Origin of the sequence: Mesorhizobium sp. M0185, from assembly GCF_040322175.1 — a bacterium.
Lineage (GTDB): Bacteria > Pseudomonadota > Alphaproteobacteria > Rhizobiales > Rhizobiaceae > Mesorhizobium.
Genome location: NZ_JAMYSY010000038.1, coordinates 24,865 through 41,023 on the forward strand (window position 1 = coordinate 24,865; position 16,159 = coordinate 41,023).

Sequence of the window (16,159 nt, forward strand, 5' to 3'; positions counted from 1 at the left end):
GGCTGCGCGCCTCCGTTCGCATGATACGCCTCTCACGCTAAATTCAGTTTGACGATCCGGCGTCGGGGGCTAGATTCCCGCGATGCGGATTCTTTTTGCATTTTTCACGGCTTTCCTCGTTTCCGGCGCTGTCTCGCTGCCGGCGTGGGCTGAAGATCCGACCACAACTCCGCCGGCAGCACCTCCGGTCGTCAAGACGAAACAGGCGCGGCTCGATCAGCTGTTTGCCGATCTCAAGCGCGAACGCAATGAAAAGGCCGCCGAGCGCATCGCCGGACGGATCGGCAGCGAGTGGTCCCAGTCGGGCAGCGCCTCTATCGACCTGATGATGCAATGGTCGCAGAAGGCGATCGAAACCCAGAAATTCGATGTTGCACTCGATTTCCTCGATCAGGTGGTGACTTTGCAGCCGACCTATGCGGAAGGCTGGAACCGGCGCGCCACTGTTCATTTCATGATGAAGAACTACGGGAAGTCGATGGCGGACATCGACCGCACTCTGCAGCTCGAACCACGCCATTTCGGCGCGCTTTCGGGCGTGGCTCAGATCATGGCCGAAACCGGCCACAAGCAGTCGGCACTTGAGGCCTGGCAGCGCGTGCTCGCCATCTACCCAATGATGCGCAGCGCCCAGGACCAGGTCGCCGCACTTTCCGAGGAGCTTGCCGGCGAAGGCATTTGAGACCAGTAAGGGAATAGGGGAATAGGGGAGTAATGCAGTATGTGAGTGGTGTAGATTGCACTGTGGAACGCATGCCCCTACTCCCCTACTCCCCTACTCCCCTACTCCCCTACTCCCCTACTCCCCTACTCCCCTACTCCCCTACTCCCCTATAGGCCCGATCTATGCCGTTTGCTTCCGTGACGAGTTTCTCCACAAGGGCGGCGGCCGGCATCTCCCGCAGCTTCGCGACGCCCTGCCCGGCCCAAATAGGCAAGAAGTCAGCCCGCTTGCTTTCATCCTTTGCCATCGAAAGCGGCATGACCAGACTCGCCTGCAGCGGAAACGCCAACGCTGCATCTTCCTCACCAGCCATTTCCATCACAAACCGGTTGCGCACCACGCGCGCTGGGCGGCCAGTGAAGCAGCGAGTCACCGACGTGCTCTCGTCGTTGGCCGAGCGCAATGCTTCGCGATAGACTGGCTGCACATTGGCTTCAGGACAGGCCAGGAAAGCCGTGCCGATCTGCACACCAGATGCACCAAGTGCAAAGCTGGCAGCAATGCCGCGACCGTCGAAGATACCGCCAGCGGCAATTACAGGCACCCGCACGGCATCAACAATCTGCGGTACGAGTGCCACAGTGCCGGCTGTGCCGATAGCAGGGTCGCCAGTGAATGTGCCGCGATGCCCACCCGCCTCGTATCCCTGGGCGATAATGGCGTCCACCCCTCCTGCCTCAAGCTGGCGCGCTTCCGAGACGGTGGTGGCCGAACATAAGACAGTACAGCCGGCCGTCTTCAACTGCTGCACAATTGCGGTGTCGGGTAGACCGAAGTGGAAGCTGACCACCTTGGGGCGCAGCTCGAGCACAATTTCGAGACGCTCACGATCGAAGGTGGGGAAGGGCTCGCCCGGCTCGGGCACCGGTCCGAGGCCGACCTCCTCATAGCAGCCGCGAAGGCGGTCTCGCATACTTTGGGCTGCCGCATCATCGTGTATCGGCGCCGGGTGCGCAAAGAAGTTGACGTTGATCGGACGATTGGTGGCGTGCTGTGTCGCCGTGAGCTGCTCGCGGATAGCCGCCGCAGGCAGAATGCCGCATCCGAGCGAGCCAAGCGCCCCGGCATTGCTGACTGCCGCCGCCAGTTCCGGCGTGGTGATGCCGCTCATCGGCGCCTGGATTATCGGGTGCTCTATGCCGAGGAGTTCCAGAAGATCAGTGCGCATCCACATTGGATCACCCTCCTCTTTCTCCCAGGAGAGATTACCTTAACTGACTTCCAGCTCAAGTCGGATAGGGCATTCGAACCGCTTCACGGCCGGCCACAGGCTGATGCAAGCTGGCGGAATTCGGCGTCTATCCTAACCCGACTGCCGTCGATGCGCCCGGCTGGCGCCGTGTTTACGACGCGCGATGCAGCCGGCCTATCCGGCAGCCGCGGCCGACATTAGCGGCCGACTTCCGATCCGACATAGGCGATGCGCAACATGTTGGTCGAGCCCGGCGTCCTCAGCGGCACGCCGGCCGTGATGATGACGCGGTCGCCCGGCTTGCCGAAACCTTCATCGAAGGCGATGCGGCAGGCGCGGTCGACCATGTCGTCGAGGTCGATGGCGTCGGGGGAAACGACGCAATGCGTGCCCCACAACAGCGACAGCCGCCGCGCCGTGTTGAGGATCGGCGACAGCGCCACGATCGGCACTTGCGGCCGCTCGCGCGCGGCGCGCAAGCCGGTCGTGCCGGACGCGGTATAGGTGATGATCGCTGACAGCTTCAGCGTCTCGGCTATTTCGCGGGCGGCGAGCGAGATCGCGTCGGCGCCGGTCGCTTCCGGTTCCGAGCGCTGCGCGTTGATGATGCCGGCATAGGTCGGGTCGGTTTCGACCTTGGTGGCGATCCGGTTCATCATCGCCACCGCTTCGACCGGGTAGGCGCCGGCGGCGGACTCCGCCGAAAGCATGATCGCGTCGGCGCCTTCAAACACGGCGATCGAGACGTCCGAGACTTCGGCGCGGGTCGGCACCGGCGCGGTGATCATCGATTCCAGCATCTGCGTGGCAACTACCACAGGCTTGCCGGCGCGGCGGGCGGCGCGGGTGATCTGCTTCTGAATGCCAGGCACGGCTTCGAGAGGCATCTCGACGCCGAGATCGCCGCGGGCGACCATCAGCGCATCCGAAAGCTCGATGATCTCGGCCAGCCGGGCGACGGCCTGCGGCTTTTCGATCTTGGCCATGATCAGTGCCCGGCCGCGTGCGATCTTGCGCGCCTCGGCCAGGTCCTCGGGCCGCTGCACGAAGGACAGCGCCACCCAGTCGACGCCGGTCGCCAGAACCGCGTCGAGATCCCGGCGGTCCTTTTCCGTCAGCGCGCCGACCGGCAGGTCGGTGTCGGGCAGGCTGACGCCCTTCTTGTCGGAAATGGTGGTGCCGGCGACGACGGTGCAGACGATCGCCTTGCCGTTGCTGCTGACCGCCTTGAGCTCGAGCTTGCCGTCGTCGATCAGCAGGCGATGACCAGCCTCGACCGAACGCAGGATTTCGGGATGCGGCAGGTAGACCCTCGTCGAATTGCCGGGCTCGGGATTGTCGTCGAGCGTGAAGGTCTGACCGACGGTCAGCACCTCTTTGCCGTTGGCGAACTTGCCGACGCGCAGCTTTGGCCCTTGCAGGTCGGCGAGAACGCCGATCGGCCGGCCGACCGCCTCCTCGACGGCACGAATGCGGCCGACAAGCGTACGCATCAATTCATGGTCGGTGTGGCTCATATTGATGCGGAACACGTCGGCGCCGGCTTCGAACAGCTTCTTCAGCATCTCCTCGGACGAGGAGGCCGGACCGATGGTGGCGAGGATCTTGACCTTGCGGCTGCGTCTCATTGACTGTTTGTTCCCGGGGCGGCTGGAGCGCCATCCGTTGCGGGCTCGTCAGTCAGCTGGACCATCCAGCTTGCCTGCTCGCCCGTGTCATATTCCTGGAATCCGGCGCGCTGAAAGCCCCGGGCGACGCAATCGGTAACGCCGGCGATCTTGAACTCTTTTTCGGCCACGCACATGTTGATCGGGCCATCCCAGCGTCCGCCGCGCTCGGCGTCTTCTGCATAAAGATAGTAAAACCTTGATGACAACGGTCCCTCGATCAGCGTCTTGCAGCTCGATCCTTCGATGTGCCACCAGCCTTCGGTGATCCAGCCGGCCTTGGCGCGATAGCCGATGCCGACACCGACCAGGTTCTGCGTGGCGTTGCAGACCCGGAAATCGGCCCGTGCCGGCGAGGCCGAAATCACCGCGAAAAGGCCCATGGCCGGTATCAGGAGCGGCATGGCCAAGGCGTGGCGCACACGCAGCCTGCCGGCGAAACCCATCCTGAAACCCCTCAAGAACCACATTTGCATCTCTCAACGCCCCTTTTCGGAAAAGTCCGTACGCATGTCAACGCGCCGATCTGTCCAATTCCAATCGATTTAGAAGGCTCTGGCGCGCTTGCGGTCGCCCCTGCTCAGTTTTTTGGCAGAAACCGTGGCCAAACAACGGCATTGCGCAAGCGTTCTCTTCGTGGAATGACGATACCACCCTCCCCGAAAGCCAGCGAACAGACCTTTCCCGCCAATGACCCGATCCACAGTTTTCGCGCCTTTCGATATAGTCGAAGGCGATCGCAAGCGCGGCATGGTGCTTCTGGCCGATCACGCCCGCCGCGACCTGCCGGAGGAGTATGGCAGTCTCGGCCTGCCGGCGGCGGAGTTCGACCGCCACATCGCCTACGACATCGGCGTCGAGACTGTAACCCGCGAACTCGCAAGTCTGCTCGGCGTTCCGGCGGTGCTTGCCAATTTTTCGCGACTGCTGATCGACCCCAATCGCGGCGAGGACGATCCAACACTGATTCGGCAGCTCTATGACGGAACCGTCATCCCGGGAAATTACCCCATCGCGCCGGAGGAGCGCGAAAGGCGGCTGGACCGCTTTTACCGCCCCTATCATGATGCCGTCGGCGCCATGATCGCCTCTGTGGCGCGAGCATCCGCGCAGGCACCCTTCATCTTTTCGGTGCATTCCTTCACACCGACCATGCAGGGATTCGTGCGGCCGTGGCACGTCGGCATATTGTGGGACCTGGACGACCGCGTTGCGCGGCCGCTGATCGACATGCTCGCCGAGGACAAGAGCCTCATCGTCGGCGACAACGAACCCTATGACGGCGCACTGCGCGGCGATACCATGTTCAGGCACGCCATCGTCAACGGCTTTGCCCATGCGCTGCTCGAGGTCCGCCAGGACCTGATCGCCGACCGCAAGGGTGCCCTCGCCTGGGCCGAACGGCTGGCGCTGATCGTTGACGCGATAGATCGACGTGCCGATATACATGCGGTGAAAATATTCGGCTCTCGCACCGGGCCGGTATGATGAGGCCCAAGGGAGGCCAACATGACATGACCGAACTCAGCGACGAACAAAAGCGCGATTTCGAAGCCGCTGCCTTCCGCCGGCTGGTCGCGCATCTGCGCGAGCGTTCCGACGTACAGAACATCGACTTGATGAACCTCGCCGGCTTCTGCCGCAACTGCCTGTCCAACTGGTACCGCGATGCGGCGCAAGCCGAAGGTGTCGAACTCAGCAAGGACCGGTCGCGCGAGATCATCTACGGCATGCCCTATGCCGAGTGGCAGGCACGGAACCAGATCGAGGCCTCCGACGCCAAGAAGGCCGAGTTCGAGGCAAGACGCCCTAGGGATCACTAGGGGGACGCCGTGCCTAAGATTGACGTTGCCGACGTGCCCGGACGCAAGGGCTCATCCTATCCACCGCCGTTCGATGCACCCTGTGCCGAACGCGTGCGGCAGCGGCTAGGCAACGCAGGCGGGCTCACCGACTTCGGCATCAATCTCATGCGCCTGCCGCCGGGCAACTGGTCGAGCCAGCGCCACTGGCATTCGCACGAAGACGAATTCGTCTACGTGCTTGAAGGCGAGCTGACGCTCGTCGAAGATGCCGGCGAGACGGTGCTGCGCGCCGGTGATTGCGCGGCCTTTCCGAAAGGATCAGGCAACGGCCATCACATGATCAATAAATCGGGCGCGATGGCGATCTATCTCGAAGTCGGTTCGCGCTGGCCCGACGACGTCGCCACCTGCTCCGACATCGACATGATGAGCACCAACGCTGACGGCCGGTTTGTGCACAAGGATGGCGCGCCTTATCCCGAGCCGTAGGGATTTCGGAGTGGACCGCCGAGATGGTTGGCCGACGCGAGAGGACGTAGCGTCTGGTCCAAGCACTTTCGGCGAAGAGCGCTTGACTGTGAATTGAATCGATCTAATTTGCCGCGCAACGCCATTTCCGGACCGGATTCTACCCGATGGACGCGCAGAAAATCACGCAGATCGCGATTCGTGGACGCTGGGCAGTGGCCGGCATCTTCCTCGCCAACGGCTTTTTGACCGGCAGTTGGGCGCCGCAGATCCCGGTGTTCCTGACGCGACTCGACATTTCGAAGTTCACGCTCGGCTTGCTGATTCTGTTGTTCGGTGCCGGCGCCGTCACCGCCATGACCTGGTGCGGCCATCTGATCTCGAAGCATGGCTCGCGCACGGTGCTGCGCTGGTTCGGACTTGCCGGCAGCTTCGGCCTTTTGGTTGTGGCTCTGGCCCCCAACGTGCCCCTTGCGGCCGTCGCCATGTTCATCTTCGGCGGTTCGATCGGCGGAATGGACGTCGCCATGAATGCCAATGCAGTGGCAGTCGAACGGCGGCTGTCCCGTGCCATCATGTCGTCCTCGCACGGCTTCTGGAGCCTTGGCGGTTTCGCTGGCGGCGCTTTGGGCGGTTTCGCCATCCAGAACTACGGTCACCTCGCCCATGCGACAGTGGTGACGGCTCTTGCCTTTGCCGTAATCGCTGTAGCGGTCCGCTACCTGATCGCCGAGGACAAGCACCCGGTCGCCGAGCACCACAAATTCGCGCTGCCGGCAAACCCGCTGGTCTATCTGGTTGGGCTGATGGCGCTGCTGACGATGATCTCCGAAGGTGCGGTACTCGACTGGGCGGCGCTGTATCTCAGGCAGGAGCTCGGCGCCGATCTTGCCATCGCAGGCCTGGCCTATGCCGCCTTTTCCGGAGTCATGGCCATCATGCGCTTTCTCGGCGATGGCGTCCGCAACCGTTTCGGTGCCGTTACGACGTTGCGCGCCTCGGCCCTTGCCGCTGCTGCCGGCATGCTGGTGGCCGGGCTGGCTCCCTCGCCTTGGCTGGCCATTGCCGCCTTTGCCTTCTGCGGCCTCGGCATTGCCAACATGGTGCCGATCATCTTTTCGGCCGCCGGCAACCAGGAGGGCATGGCGTCCGGCACCGGCATGAGCGTCGTCACCACAATGGGTTACTCAGGCATTCTGGTGGCGCCGTCGGCGATTGGCTTCATCGCCGAGCACTCGAGCTTCGGCCCGATCTTGGTCGCTCTGTCCGGGCTGCTGGTCGTCGTGCTGTTGATGGCCGGCCTCGCTCACCGCGCCGAATTCGCTGCCGAGCCCGCACCGGCCGAATAGCGCTTGAACTCTTCGTAGAGGAAATCCGCCACGCGGCGGATGCGCACGCTGGTGCGCACGTCGCGATGCATGGCCAGCCACACCGGCAGCGTCGGCAGCGGGAGACCCGGCAGCACTGTCTCGACCAGCGGATCACGGTCGGCGAGCGGCTCCTGGCCAAAGCCGATGCCGTTTCCCGCCCGCACCGCTTCCCACAGCACGATCTGATTATCGGTCCTGAAGCGGAAGGCATTGCGGGCGAGCGGGACGCCGAACTGGGCGAAGCCGCGAATGATCTCATCGCTGCGGTCGAAGCCGACCAGATCATGGCCGGCAAGATCGCGGGCCTCGCGCGGACGGCCACGCCGGTCGAGGTAGGATTTTGCCGCGCAGGCGCGGAGCGGAATGTCGGTCACCTTGCGCGCGACCAGTTCATTCTGCGCCGGCTTGACCATGCGGATGGCGATATCGGCGTCGCGACGCAGCAGATTCTCGACCTGGTTCGAGGCGACGATCTCGACTTCGATGCCCGGCTCCTCGAACCCAAGCCTCGCTGTGATTTCCGGCAGCACATAGGCCGCCACCACTTCGCTGGCGGCAATGCGCACCGTACCCTCTATCGCCTCGACCGATCCCAGCGCCAGCAGCGAAAAGGCGCTCGCCTGCTCGCTCACCGCGCGGCCCCGTTCAAAGAGCGTGCTGCCCGCTTCCGTGAGCGCATAGCCACGCCGCCCGCGCCGGAACAGGGTGACGCCGAGCGCCTGTTCCAGCTCGGCGATGTGGCGGCCGAGCGTCGGCTGGCTTGCGGCAAGTTTTCGTGCGGCCGCCGACAGGCTGCCGGTCTCCGCCACGGTGACGAAACTCTTGATCAGGTTCCAGTCAATATCCATTCAAAATTGAATATCATATCGCCAATCGTAGTCAATTTTCATTCGTTTGCGAAGAGACAATATTGGCGTCGTAACGCAACACGGAGACGAACAATGACCACGATCGCAATTCTCGGCGCCAATGGCCGCCTCGGCCGCACGGTCGCCAAGGCCTTCATCGATGCCGGCTACGACGTCCGCGCTGTCACCCGCAGCGGCAAGGTGCCGGCCGAGCTCAAAGGCGCTACGGCGATCGCCGGCGACGCGCTCGACCGTGCTGCGCTGATCCGCGCGACCGAAAGCGTCGATATCATTTTCAACGGCCTCAACCCGCTCTACACCGACTGGAGCAAATGCCTGCCGATGGCCGAGAATGTGATGGCTGCCTGCCGGGCGAACGGCGCGCTGCATCTCTTCCCGGGCACCGTCTACAATTACGGCTCGCAAATGCCGGCGGTGATCGCCGAAGACACGCCGTTTCGCCCGACGACGGAAAAGGGCCGTATCCGCGTCGCCATGGAGGACCTGTTTCGCCGCGAGGCTGATGCAGGTCGAGTGCGCACGATCCTGCTGCGCGCTGGTGATTTCTTCGGCGGCACCGGCAGCGGATCGTGGTTCGATCTGGTTGTTGCCGCCAAGATGACCAAGGGCGTCTATACCGCCCCAGGGCCGGTCGATCTCGTGCATGAATGGGCCTATTTACCCGACCTGGCCAAGACCTTCGTCGGGCTGGCTGACAATCTCGACAAGCTCGGCTTCTACGAGGCGCTGAACTTTCCTGGCCATGCGGTGACCGACCTGCAGCTCAAGGCGGCCGCCGAGAAGGCGCTCGGGCGCTCGCTGAAACTGACGTCGATGCCGTGGTGGGTGCTGCGCGCCGGCAGCCCGTTCGTGGCGATGTGGCGCGAGATCGTTTCGATGTCCTATCTCCGCTTCGAGCCGCACCGGCTGGTTTCAGGCAGGCTGGAAAGCGTGATCGGTACGATCCCGCACACGCCGCTGGAAAATGCAGTGTCGGAAGCGCTTGAGGATATCGGCATCGCCACGATCAAGACGACGCAAAAAGCTGCCCAACAAGGAACTTAAAAAAGGCGGATGGCCTGATGGTCATCCGCCGCTGTTCGGGAGGAAGGTTGCGCTCAGATCCGGCCCATCAACAGCAGCACCAGGACAACGATCAGGATGACGCCGACGATGCCGGATGGTCCGTAACCCCAGGACCGGGAATGCGGCCATGCCGGAACCGCGCCGATCAGAATAAGAATAAGGATAATGATGAGAATGGTGCTGATCGTCATCTGAAAATCCTCGCTTTGAGGTTGCAATGACGGAACAATGCAGAAGGCCGCCCATTGTTCCCGGGCGGCCTTTGCTTGATCAGGACGGCGATCCGGACTCTATTCGGCGGCCTTCGGGAAGGCGATCGCCGGTTCGGCACCCAGATCGGCGTCCAGGCCTTTCGACGGGATTTCGGCCTTTCGACGCCCCAACAGGCGACTGAACCAGCCACGACGCGCACCGGGTTTGACCTTGGCGCGAGTGAACACCATCAGCATCGACGGCGTCACCACCAGCGTCAGCACGGTGGCGAAGGACAGCCCGAAGACGATCGCCGAAGACAGCGAAATCCACCATTGCGTCGACGGCGCGTTGATCGTCGTCTCGTGATGGAAGATTTCGAGGCCGAGGCCGAAAGCAATCGGCAGCACGCCGAGGATCGCCGACACCGCCGTCAGCACCACCGGACGGGCACGTTCGCGGCAGGTCTGTAGAACGGCTTCGTATTTGTCCCAGCCCTCTTCGCGCAACCGGTCATAGGTGTCGATCAGCACGATGTTGTTGTTCACCACCACCCCGGCCAGCGCGATGACACCGATGCCCGACATGACGATGCCGAATGCCTCTCCCGTCAGCAGCAGCCCGAGGAACACGCCGATCGTCGCCATGACCACGCAGGACAGCACCAGCCAGACGCTGGTGAACTTGTTGAACTGCGCCAGAAGCACGATGAAGATCAGGAAGATCGCCGCACCGAAGGCTTTGCTGAGGAAGGCGCCGGCCTCTGCGCTGTCCTCATTCGAACCGGCAAGCTTCCAGCGAATGCCGCTGCCGAGGTTCATGTCGGCGACAGCTTTGGTGACCTCCTGCTGGACGGCAGCCACCTGGGCGCCGGCAGCGACGTTGGCCTGGACGACGACCGTTCGCGCACCGTCGATGCGGTTGAGGATACCGACCGTCGGCTCCGGCTTGCGCACGACGAAGTTCGAGATCGGCACCGAGCCTTGCGCGGTCTGCACCCTGAGTTCGTCGAGCGTCGACAGCGTGCGCCGATCCTCGGGCAGGCGCAGCCTGATGTCGACTGCATCGTCGGCGCCGGCGGGCCGGTACTCGCTGAGCTTCAGCCCGTTGGTCACCAGTTGCACCACCGTCCCGACCGCGGTCGGGCTGATGCCGTACTGCGCCGCCTTGGCGCGATCGACCTCGAGCGCCCAGTCGACGCCGGGCGGCGCCAGACCGTCGGAAATATCGATGACGCCGGGCACCTTGGCAATGCGCGCGGCGACGGCGCGGGCCTTGTCGTCAAGGCCCTTCGGATCGACGGCCGAAAGCCTGATCTGGATCGGCTTGCCGGTAGGCGGGCCGGCTTCCGGCACGCGAACCTCGACGTCGACGCCGGGAATGCCGGCCATAACGCCGCGCAGTTCGTCCAGGATTGAGTTCGCCGATTTACGCTCGCGCCAGTCGACGAATTCGTACTGGATCACGCCAACCACGTCTTCCGGAACATCCTGGCCGCCGCTCTGCGTCTTGCCGACACGGGTATAGACAGACTTCACGCCCGGCCAACCGAGCAGCCGATTTTCCGCGGTCTTGGTGGCCGCGTCCATTTCGGCAAGCGAAAGATTGCCGCGGGCGTGGACATAGAGCAGGCCGTAGTCAGGCTCGACATTCGGGAAGAATTCGACGCCGGCGCCGAATTTCGAATAGGCGTAGCCGACGCCGAACAACAGCGCCACAGTGAGGACAAGCACGGTGATGGGATAATGCACCGCCTGCTTGACCACGGCCATGTACCAGCCGTCGCGATTGTCGTCGGGGTGATGGGCCGGCGCCTTGGCAAATATCGCGCCCAGCGTCGGCGCGAAGACCAGCGCATAGAGCATCGAGGCCGAGAGCGTCACGATCAGCGTGATCGGCATGTATTTCATGAAGTCGCCGATAATGCCCGGCCAGAACAGCAGCGGCGAGAAGGCGGCAATGCGCGTCATCGTCGCCGCGATGACCGGGCCGGCCATGCGCTTGGCGGCAAGCGCGAACGCTTGCTCCTTCGGCATGCCCTCGCTCATGCGTCGCTCGGCGAATTCGGTGACGATGATGGCGTCGTCGACCAGCATGCCGACCGCCAGGATGAGGCTGAACAGCACGATCATGTTGATCGTGTAGCCCATCATTGCCAGCAACAGGATGCCGATCAGGAAGGACGAGGGGATGGCCAATCCGATCAGCAACGAGGCACGGCCAGACAGCGCGTAGAGAATGACGATGAACACCAGGATCACGGCGATCATCACGTGGTTCTGCAAATCGCCGAGCAACTGGTTCACGAAGACGGACTTGTCTTGCGTGTAGGTGACGTGCATGCCCTCCGGCATCGTCTTGATGAAGGCGTCGGACACCTCCCTGACCTTGCCAATCGTATCGATCAGGTTGGAGCCGATGCGCTTCTTCACCTCGATGGCGATCGCCGGCTTGCCGTCGAGGCGGGTAACCGTCTCGGCGTCCTTGAAGGTCGAGCGGATGGTGGCGATGTCCTTGGCCTGCACCACCGCATTGGGGCCGGCGACGACCGGCAGCGCCGCCACATCCTCTGGCGTCTCGATAAGCGACGGCACCTTGACCGCGTATTTGCCCTCGGATCCTTCGATGTTGCCGGCGGCGACAAGACTGTTGGAAGCGCCGACCGCACCGATCAACTGGTCGAGCTGCAGCCCGTAGGAAGACAGCTTCATCGGATCGATGACCACTTCGACGAGGTCGTCGCGCGCACCCTGCAGCGAGCCCTCGAGCACGCCAGGCACTTCCTCGATGCGGTCGCGCAGCTCGCGCGCCGCCGCCGTCAGCACGCGCTCGGGCACCTCGCCCGACAGCGTCACGACCAGGACGGGGAACTCGGAGATGTTGACCTCGGAGACCACGGGCTCCTCAGCCGCTTGCGGCAGGTCGGCCTTGCCGTCCTGCACCTTGCTGCGTGTGTCCTGCAGCGCGGTGGCGAGGTCCGTCTGTGGCTGGAATTCGACCAGCACATAACCGCCGCCCTGGAAGGCGGCCGACCGCATCTCCTTCAGGCCCTTCAGGCTCTTCAGCTTGGCTTCCATCGGCCGCAGCAGGAGGCGTTCGGAGTCTTCCGGCGAGATACCCTGGTAGATCAGGCTGACATACATCATCGGAATCGGAACGTCGGGTTCCGCTTCCTTCGGCGTCGACTGGTAGGCGACCGCACCGGCAAGAATGAGAAAGACCAGGACCGCAATGGTCAGCCGGGCATTGCTGATAGCAAGTTTGACGATGTCCATGATTACTGCGTCCCGGCCGTCGCTTCGCCCAACAGCTTTTGGATGGTCGCCTGGTCGGCTGCGACCGGCTTGACCACCTCGCCTTCCTTCACCAGCTCCTGGCCGGCGACGATGATGCGGGCGTCGGCCGCAATGCCGCCGAGCACCAGGCCGGTTGGCGTGTCGTCGACCAGATCGATCGGGAAGAACACGACCTTGTCATCCCTGTCGACGGCGCGGATGCCGAGGTCGCCCTTGTCGCCGAGCGTCACCACCGATCGCGGCAGCATCACGGCGTCGGTCGGCTGGGCGCTGAGCGCAATTTCTGCCGTCATGCCGGCCGGTACGGACCCATCGGCGTTGGGGATGGCGACTTCGACCCGAAAGGTACGGGTTGCCGAAGATGCATCCCGGCTGATGTAGCGCACCGTACCCTTGACGGTCTGGCCACTGACCAGGCGCACATTGGCTTCGTCACCGATCTTCAGATAGCCGAGATCGCGTTCGCTGACTTCGCCGCGGGCGATCACCGGATCGAGCTTGAGAATGGTCGCCACCTCGCCGCCCTGCATGACGGAACTGCCAAGCTCCACCGGCACCCGGTCGATGACGCCGTCGAAGGGCGCCTTCACCTCGTTGCGGTCGAGCTCAGCTCGCGCGGCGTCCAGTTGCGACTTGGCCAGCGTCAGGTTGGAACGGGCCGTATCGAGCTGCAGCTTGGGCAGATTGCCGGTTTTCATCAGCCGCAGGGCCGCAGCCAGCTCGGCCTCACGTTGCACGACAAGCTGCTTGGCGTTGTCGACCGCCGAGATCTTTTCCTCGGCGGCAAGCATCAGGATGAGGTCGCCGGTCTTGACGTGCTGACCCTGCTTGACCGGCAGCTTGTCGATGACGCCGGCGACGCGTGTCGCCAGGACGGCGCGCTTGTCGGCTTCGGTCAGTCCGGAAATGCGGATAGCGCGTGCATAGGTGCGCCGCGGCGGGGTTATGATCGCGACCGTGCGTAACGGCGCCTTGGGCTGTTCCGCCTCGGCAGTCCCCGGCTTGGCAGCCCCCTGTTTGCCAGTTTGGGGCTTGCCTGCGTCGGCTGCCTTGGGCTGCTCGACCTCTCCTGCCTTGGGCTTGTTGTCGGCGGACGCGCTGCCGACGGACGAGAACTCGCCTGTCGCCATCCAGCCAGCGAACCCGATGAGCACAACAATGGCTGCAAGCTTGTGAAACCTGAATTTCGGCATCGTCATTTTTTCCAGTGCGCGGGGTTCGGCCAGGCCGCATCTTCTACTTGGGGCGCGTCGCCGATATGGGTGCGCGCGAGGCCGTATTCAAATTGCCGTGATCGGCGAAGCGCGCTTCTACCTCAAAGTTGCATCGCAATATAGTCAGAAAAGTTGATGGGTTGTTGCTTTGTCCGCAAAGATGCGGCTGCAGCATCGGCTGTTGATCGCCAAAACAGCAGTATGGCAGCAAGTGTCAGGATGATTGGACAGATTGCGAATGCCATCTGCTTGCGAAGCAGCTAGGCCGGACGGCGGGCAGCCTCGGGCTGCTTGCGCGCCGCAAGAAATTCCTTGACCCGCCGGCCCGGCGCCGGCCCGCGCACCGGCTTCAAGCCGTCGTCGAGTTCGCCGGACAGATCGATCGTCGGCCGCTTGCCGACGGCGTCATAATTTTCTTCCAGCCAATCACTGGCTGCGGTGCGGCCGAGGTCGCGCAGATAGACAAGGAACGCCCATTCGGCATTGACCTTGGACGATGCCGACAGATCCTTGAACGCTTCGTCGGCATCGATGCGGTGCATGCGGATGTCGCGATATTCGCCGTGCGGCAATCGGCCGGCGGCGATCAGTTCCTTGACGAAGGCGATCGAGCGGAATTCGCGCAACAGCCCGGCATTGAAGGTAATCTCGTCGATGCGGTTCTGGATCTCATTGGCGCTCTTCGGCGTCCCCTCGCGGACCACCGGATTGATCTGCACCAAAAGCACGTCCTCGGTGGCCGCCGTCTTGAAGAACGGGAACAGTGCCGGGTTGCCGCCATAACCGCCATCCCAATAGGGCACGCCCTTGATCTCGACGGCACGGAACAATTGCGGCAAGCAGGCCGACGCCATCACCGTGTCGAGGTCGATCTCGCCGTCCGAGAAGACCCGCAACTGGCCGGTCTCGACATTGGTAGCGGAAATGAACAGTTCAATCGACTTGCAGGCGCGCACATTGTCGAAATCGATCTCACGTTCGACCACGTCGCGCAGCGGATTGATTGCGAGCGGATTGGCGACATAGGGCGAAAATACCCGAGACATCGTATCGAACAGGAAATAGCCGGGCGTGTTCTCGATCGACCAATTGCCCCAGGCGACGTCCCAGGGCATGCGCTGTACCGGGCTGAAGCGGCCCTTTGCCGCCACCGCACGCCAGAAATCGTCGAGCTTCCGCCGCGCGCCCTCGACACCGCCGCGGACAAAGCCGTCGGCCAGCGCCACGGCATTCATGGCGCCGGCGCTGGTGCCCGAAACCGCCGTTATGTCGAGGCGCCCGTCCTCGAGCAGCCGATCGAGCACGCCCCAGGAAAACGCCCCGTGCGAGCCGCCGCCTTGCAGCGCGACATTGATCTTCTTTGGCTCTTCCGCCTTGCCGTTTTTCGGCATGGCGTGGCCCTTGACCGCTGGAAGCCTCACTGAGCGGTCCAGCCGCCGTCGACAGAGATGTGCGTGCCGTTGATCTGCGCCGCCGCATCCGAGCATAGGAACACTGCGGCCGCCGCAACCTGCTCGACGGTGACGAACTCCTTGGTCGGCTGCTTTTCGAGCATGACCTCACGGACCACCGTCTCGCGGTCCATCTTGTTGGCCTTCATCTGGTCGGGGATCTGCGCCTCGACCAGCGGCGTCAGCACATAGCCCGGACAAATGGCATTACAGGTGATCTTGTCGCGCGCCAGCTCCAGGGCGACAGTCTTGGTCAAGCCCATAATGCCATGCTTGGCCGAGACATAGGCCGACTTGAACGGCGAGGCGACAAGGCCGTGGGCCGAGGCGACGTTGACGATCCGGCCGCCACCAGCCTGTTTCATCAACGGGATGGCGGCTGCGATGGTGTGGAAGGCCGATGACAGGTTGATGGCGATGATCGCATCCCATTTCTCGATCGGGAAGCTTTCGACCGGCGCGACATGCTGGATGCCGGCGTTGTTGACCAGGATGTCGACCGAGCCGAATGCCTCGGCTGCCTTCGCCACCAAAGCCCGGCACTCGGCCGGCTTCGACATGTCGGCCTTGACGTAGACGGTCTTCACCTCGTGGTGCTTCGCGATCGCGTCGGCGATGGCGTGATCGTCGGCGGTGTCGGAAAAGGAATTGACGACAACGTTGCAGCCTTCGGCCGCGAGCGCGTGGGCAATGGCCAGGCCGATGCCCGAGGTGGAACCGGTGACGATGGCGGTTTTTCTGGCGGTCAAGGCGGCTTTATTCCTTTCGAGGCGGGCTCCCGTGGAACCATGCTGCACTGCAACATATAGGCTCTCTGTCACCCAAGAACAGCGGATGTGTGGAGCA

At 63.2% G+C, this 16,159-nt stretch carries 15 protein-coding genes; 6 read left to right on the forward strand and 9 right to left on the reverse strand.

What is annotated here, in order from left to right:
• Nucleotides 1-82 precede the first annotated feature (82 nt).
• Nucleotides 83-682, forward strand: coding sequence for a tetratricopeptide repeat protein (locus NKJ20_RS24780; RefSeq protein ID WP_352747657.1), 600 nt, complete (start codon nt 83-85; stop codon nt 680-682).
• A gap of 133 nt (nt 683-815) precedes the next feature.
• Here NKJ20_RS24780 and NKJ20_RS24785 read toward each other — a convergent pair whose 3' ends face one another.
• The 3 genes from NKJ20_RS24785 to NKJ20_RS24795 all read right to left on the reverse strand — a co-directional run bounded on the left by NKJ20_RS24785 (nt 816) and on the right by NKJ20_RS24795 (nt 3,987).
• Nucleotides 816-1,898 carry an NAD(P)H-dependent flavin oxidoreductase gene (locus tag NKJ20_RS24785; protein WP_352747660.1) on the reverse strand — a complete coding sequence of 361 codons (1,083 nt, stop codon included), beginning with the start codon at nt 1,896-1,898 and terminating at the stop codon, nt 816-818.
• 215 nt (nt 1,899-2,113) lie between these two features.
• Nucleotides 2,114-3,544 carry a pyruvate kinase gene (gene pyk, locus NKJ20_RS24790; RefSeq protein ID WP_352452495.1) on the reverse strand — a complete coding sequence of 477 codons (1,431 nt, stop codon included), beginning with the start codon at nt 3,542-3,544 and terminating at the stop codon, nt 2,114-2,116.
• The gene (locus NKJ20_RS24795) at nt 3,541-3,987 is read right to left on the reverse strand and encodes a DUF1036 domain-containing protein (protein WP_473505739.1); all 447 of its coding nucleotides are present in this window, start codon (nt 3,985-3,987) and stop codon (nt 3,541-3,543) included. Before NKJ20_RS24795 ends, pyk begins: the two co-directional genes overlap by 4 nt.
• 286 nt (nt 3,988-4,273) lie before the next feature.
• Between NKJ20_RS24795 and NKJ20_RS24800 the strand changes: the two genes are divergently transcribed.
• From NKJ20_RS24800 to NKJ20_RS24815, 4 genes are all read left to right on the forward strand, one after another.
• Complete coding sequence (locus tag NKJ20_RS24800) at nt 4,274-5,071, forward strand: N-formylglutamate amidohydrolase (RefSeq protein WP_352747663.1); 798 nt, start codon at nt 4,274-4,276, stop codon at nt 5,069-5,071.
• A gap of 26 nt (nt 5,072-5,097) precedes the next feature.
• Nucleotides 5,098-5,406, forward strand: coding sequence for a DUF1244 domain-containing protein (locus NKJ20_RS24805; RefSeq protein ID WP_352747666.1), 309 nt, complete (start codon nt 5,098-5,100; stop codon nt 5,404-5,406).
• A 9-nt stretch (nt 5,407-5,415) separates the two neighbouring features.
• Complete coding sequence (locus NKJ20_RS24810; RefSeq protein WP_352452498.1) at nt 5,416-5,877, forward strand: cupin domain-containing protein; 462 nt, start codon at nt 5,416-5,418, stop codon at nt 5,875-5,877.
• Nucleotides 5,878-6,023: 146 nt separating this feature from the next.
• A complete protein-coding gene (locus tag NKJ20_RS24815) occupies nt 6,024-7,205 on the forward strand; it encodes an MFS transporter (RefSeq protein ID WP_352747668.1) in 1,182 nt (393 codons plus the stop codon).
• Here the strand turns inward: NKJ20_RS24815 and NKJ20_RS24820 are convergent.
• On the reverse strand, nt 7,163-8,074 hold the full coding sequence (locus NKJ20_RS24820; protein WP_352745982.1) for a LysR family transcriptional regulator: 912 nt from the start codon (nt 8,072-8,074) through the stop codon (nt 7,163-7,165). The genes NKJ20_RS24815 and NKJ20_RS24820 overlap by 43 nt on opposite strands.
• 93 nt (nt 8,075-8,167) lie before the next feature.
• On the opposite strand from NKJ20_RS24820, the gene NKJ20_RS24825 reads away from it, so the two are divergent.
• A complete protein-coding gene (locus tag NKJ20_RS24825; RefSeq protein WP_352745979.1) occupies nt 8,168-9,139 on the forward strand; it encodes an SDR family oxidoreductase in 972 nt (323 codons plus the stop codon).
• 53 nt (nt 9,140-9,192) lie between these two features.
• Here NKJ20_RS24825 and NKJ20_RS24830 read toward each other — a convergent pair whose 3' ends face one another.
• From NKJ20_RS24830 to NKJ20_RS24850, 5 genes are all read right to left on the reverse strand, one after another.
• Nucleotides 9,193-9,351, reverse strand: coding sequence for a DUF3309 family protein (locus NKJ20_RS24830; RefSeq protein ID WP_023678456.1), 159 nt, complete (start codon nt 9,349-9,351; stop codon nt 9,193-9,195).
• Nucleotides 9,352-9,450: 99 nt separating this feature from the next.
• Entirely contained in the window at nt 9,451-12,627 is a 3,177-nt protein-coding gene (locus NKJ20_RS24835; RefSeq protein ID WP_352747672.1) for an efflux RND transporter permease subunit, read from the reverse strand.
• A 2-nt stretch (nt 12,628-12,629) separates the two neighbouring features.
• On the reverse strand, nt 12,630-13,841 hold the full coding sequence (locus NKJ20_RS24840) for an efflux RND transporter periplasmic adaptor subunit (protein WP_352747674.1): 1,212 nt from the start codon (nt 13,839-13,841) through the stop codon (nt 12,630-12,632).
• A 281-nt stretch (nt 13,842-14,122) separates the two neighbouring features.
• Entirely contained in the window at nt 14,123-15,253 is a 1,131-nt protein-coding gene (locus tag NKJ20_RS24845; RefSeq protein WP_352747698.1) for a patatin-like phospholipase family protein, read from the reverse strand.
• Nucleotides 15,254-15,279: 26 nt separating this feature from the next.
• A complete protein-coding gene (locus NKJ20_RS24850; RefSeq protein WP_352747676.1) occupies nt 15,280-16,062 on the reverse strand; it encodes a 3-hydroxybutyrate dehydrogenase in 783 nt (260 codons plus the stop codon).
• Nucleotides 16,063-16,159: the final 97 nt, after the last annotated feature.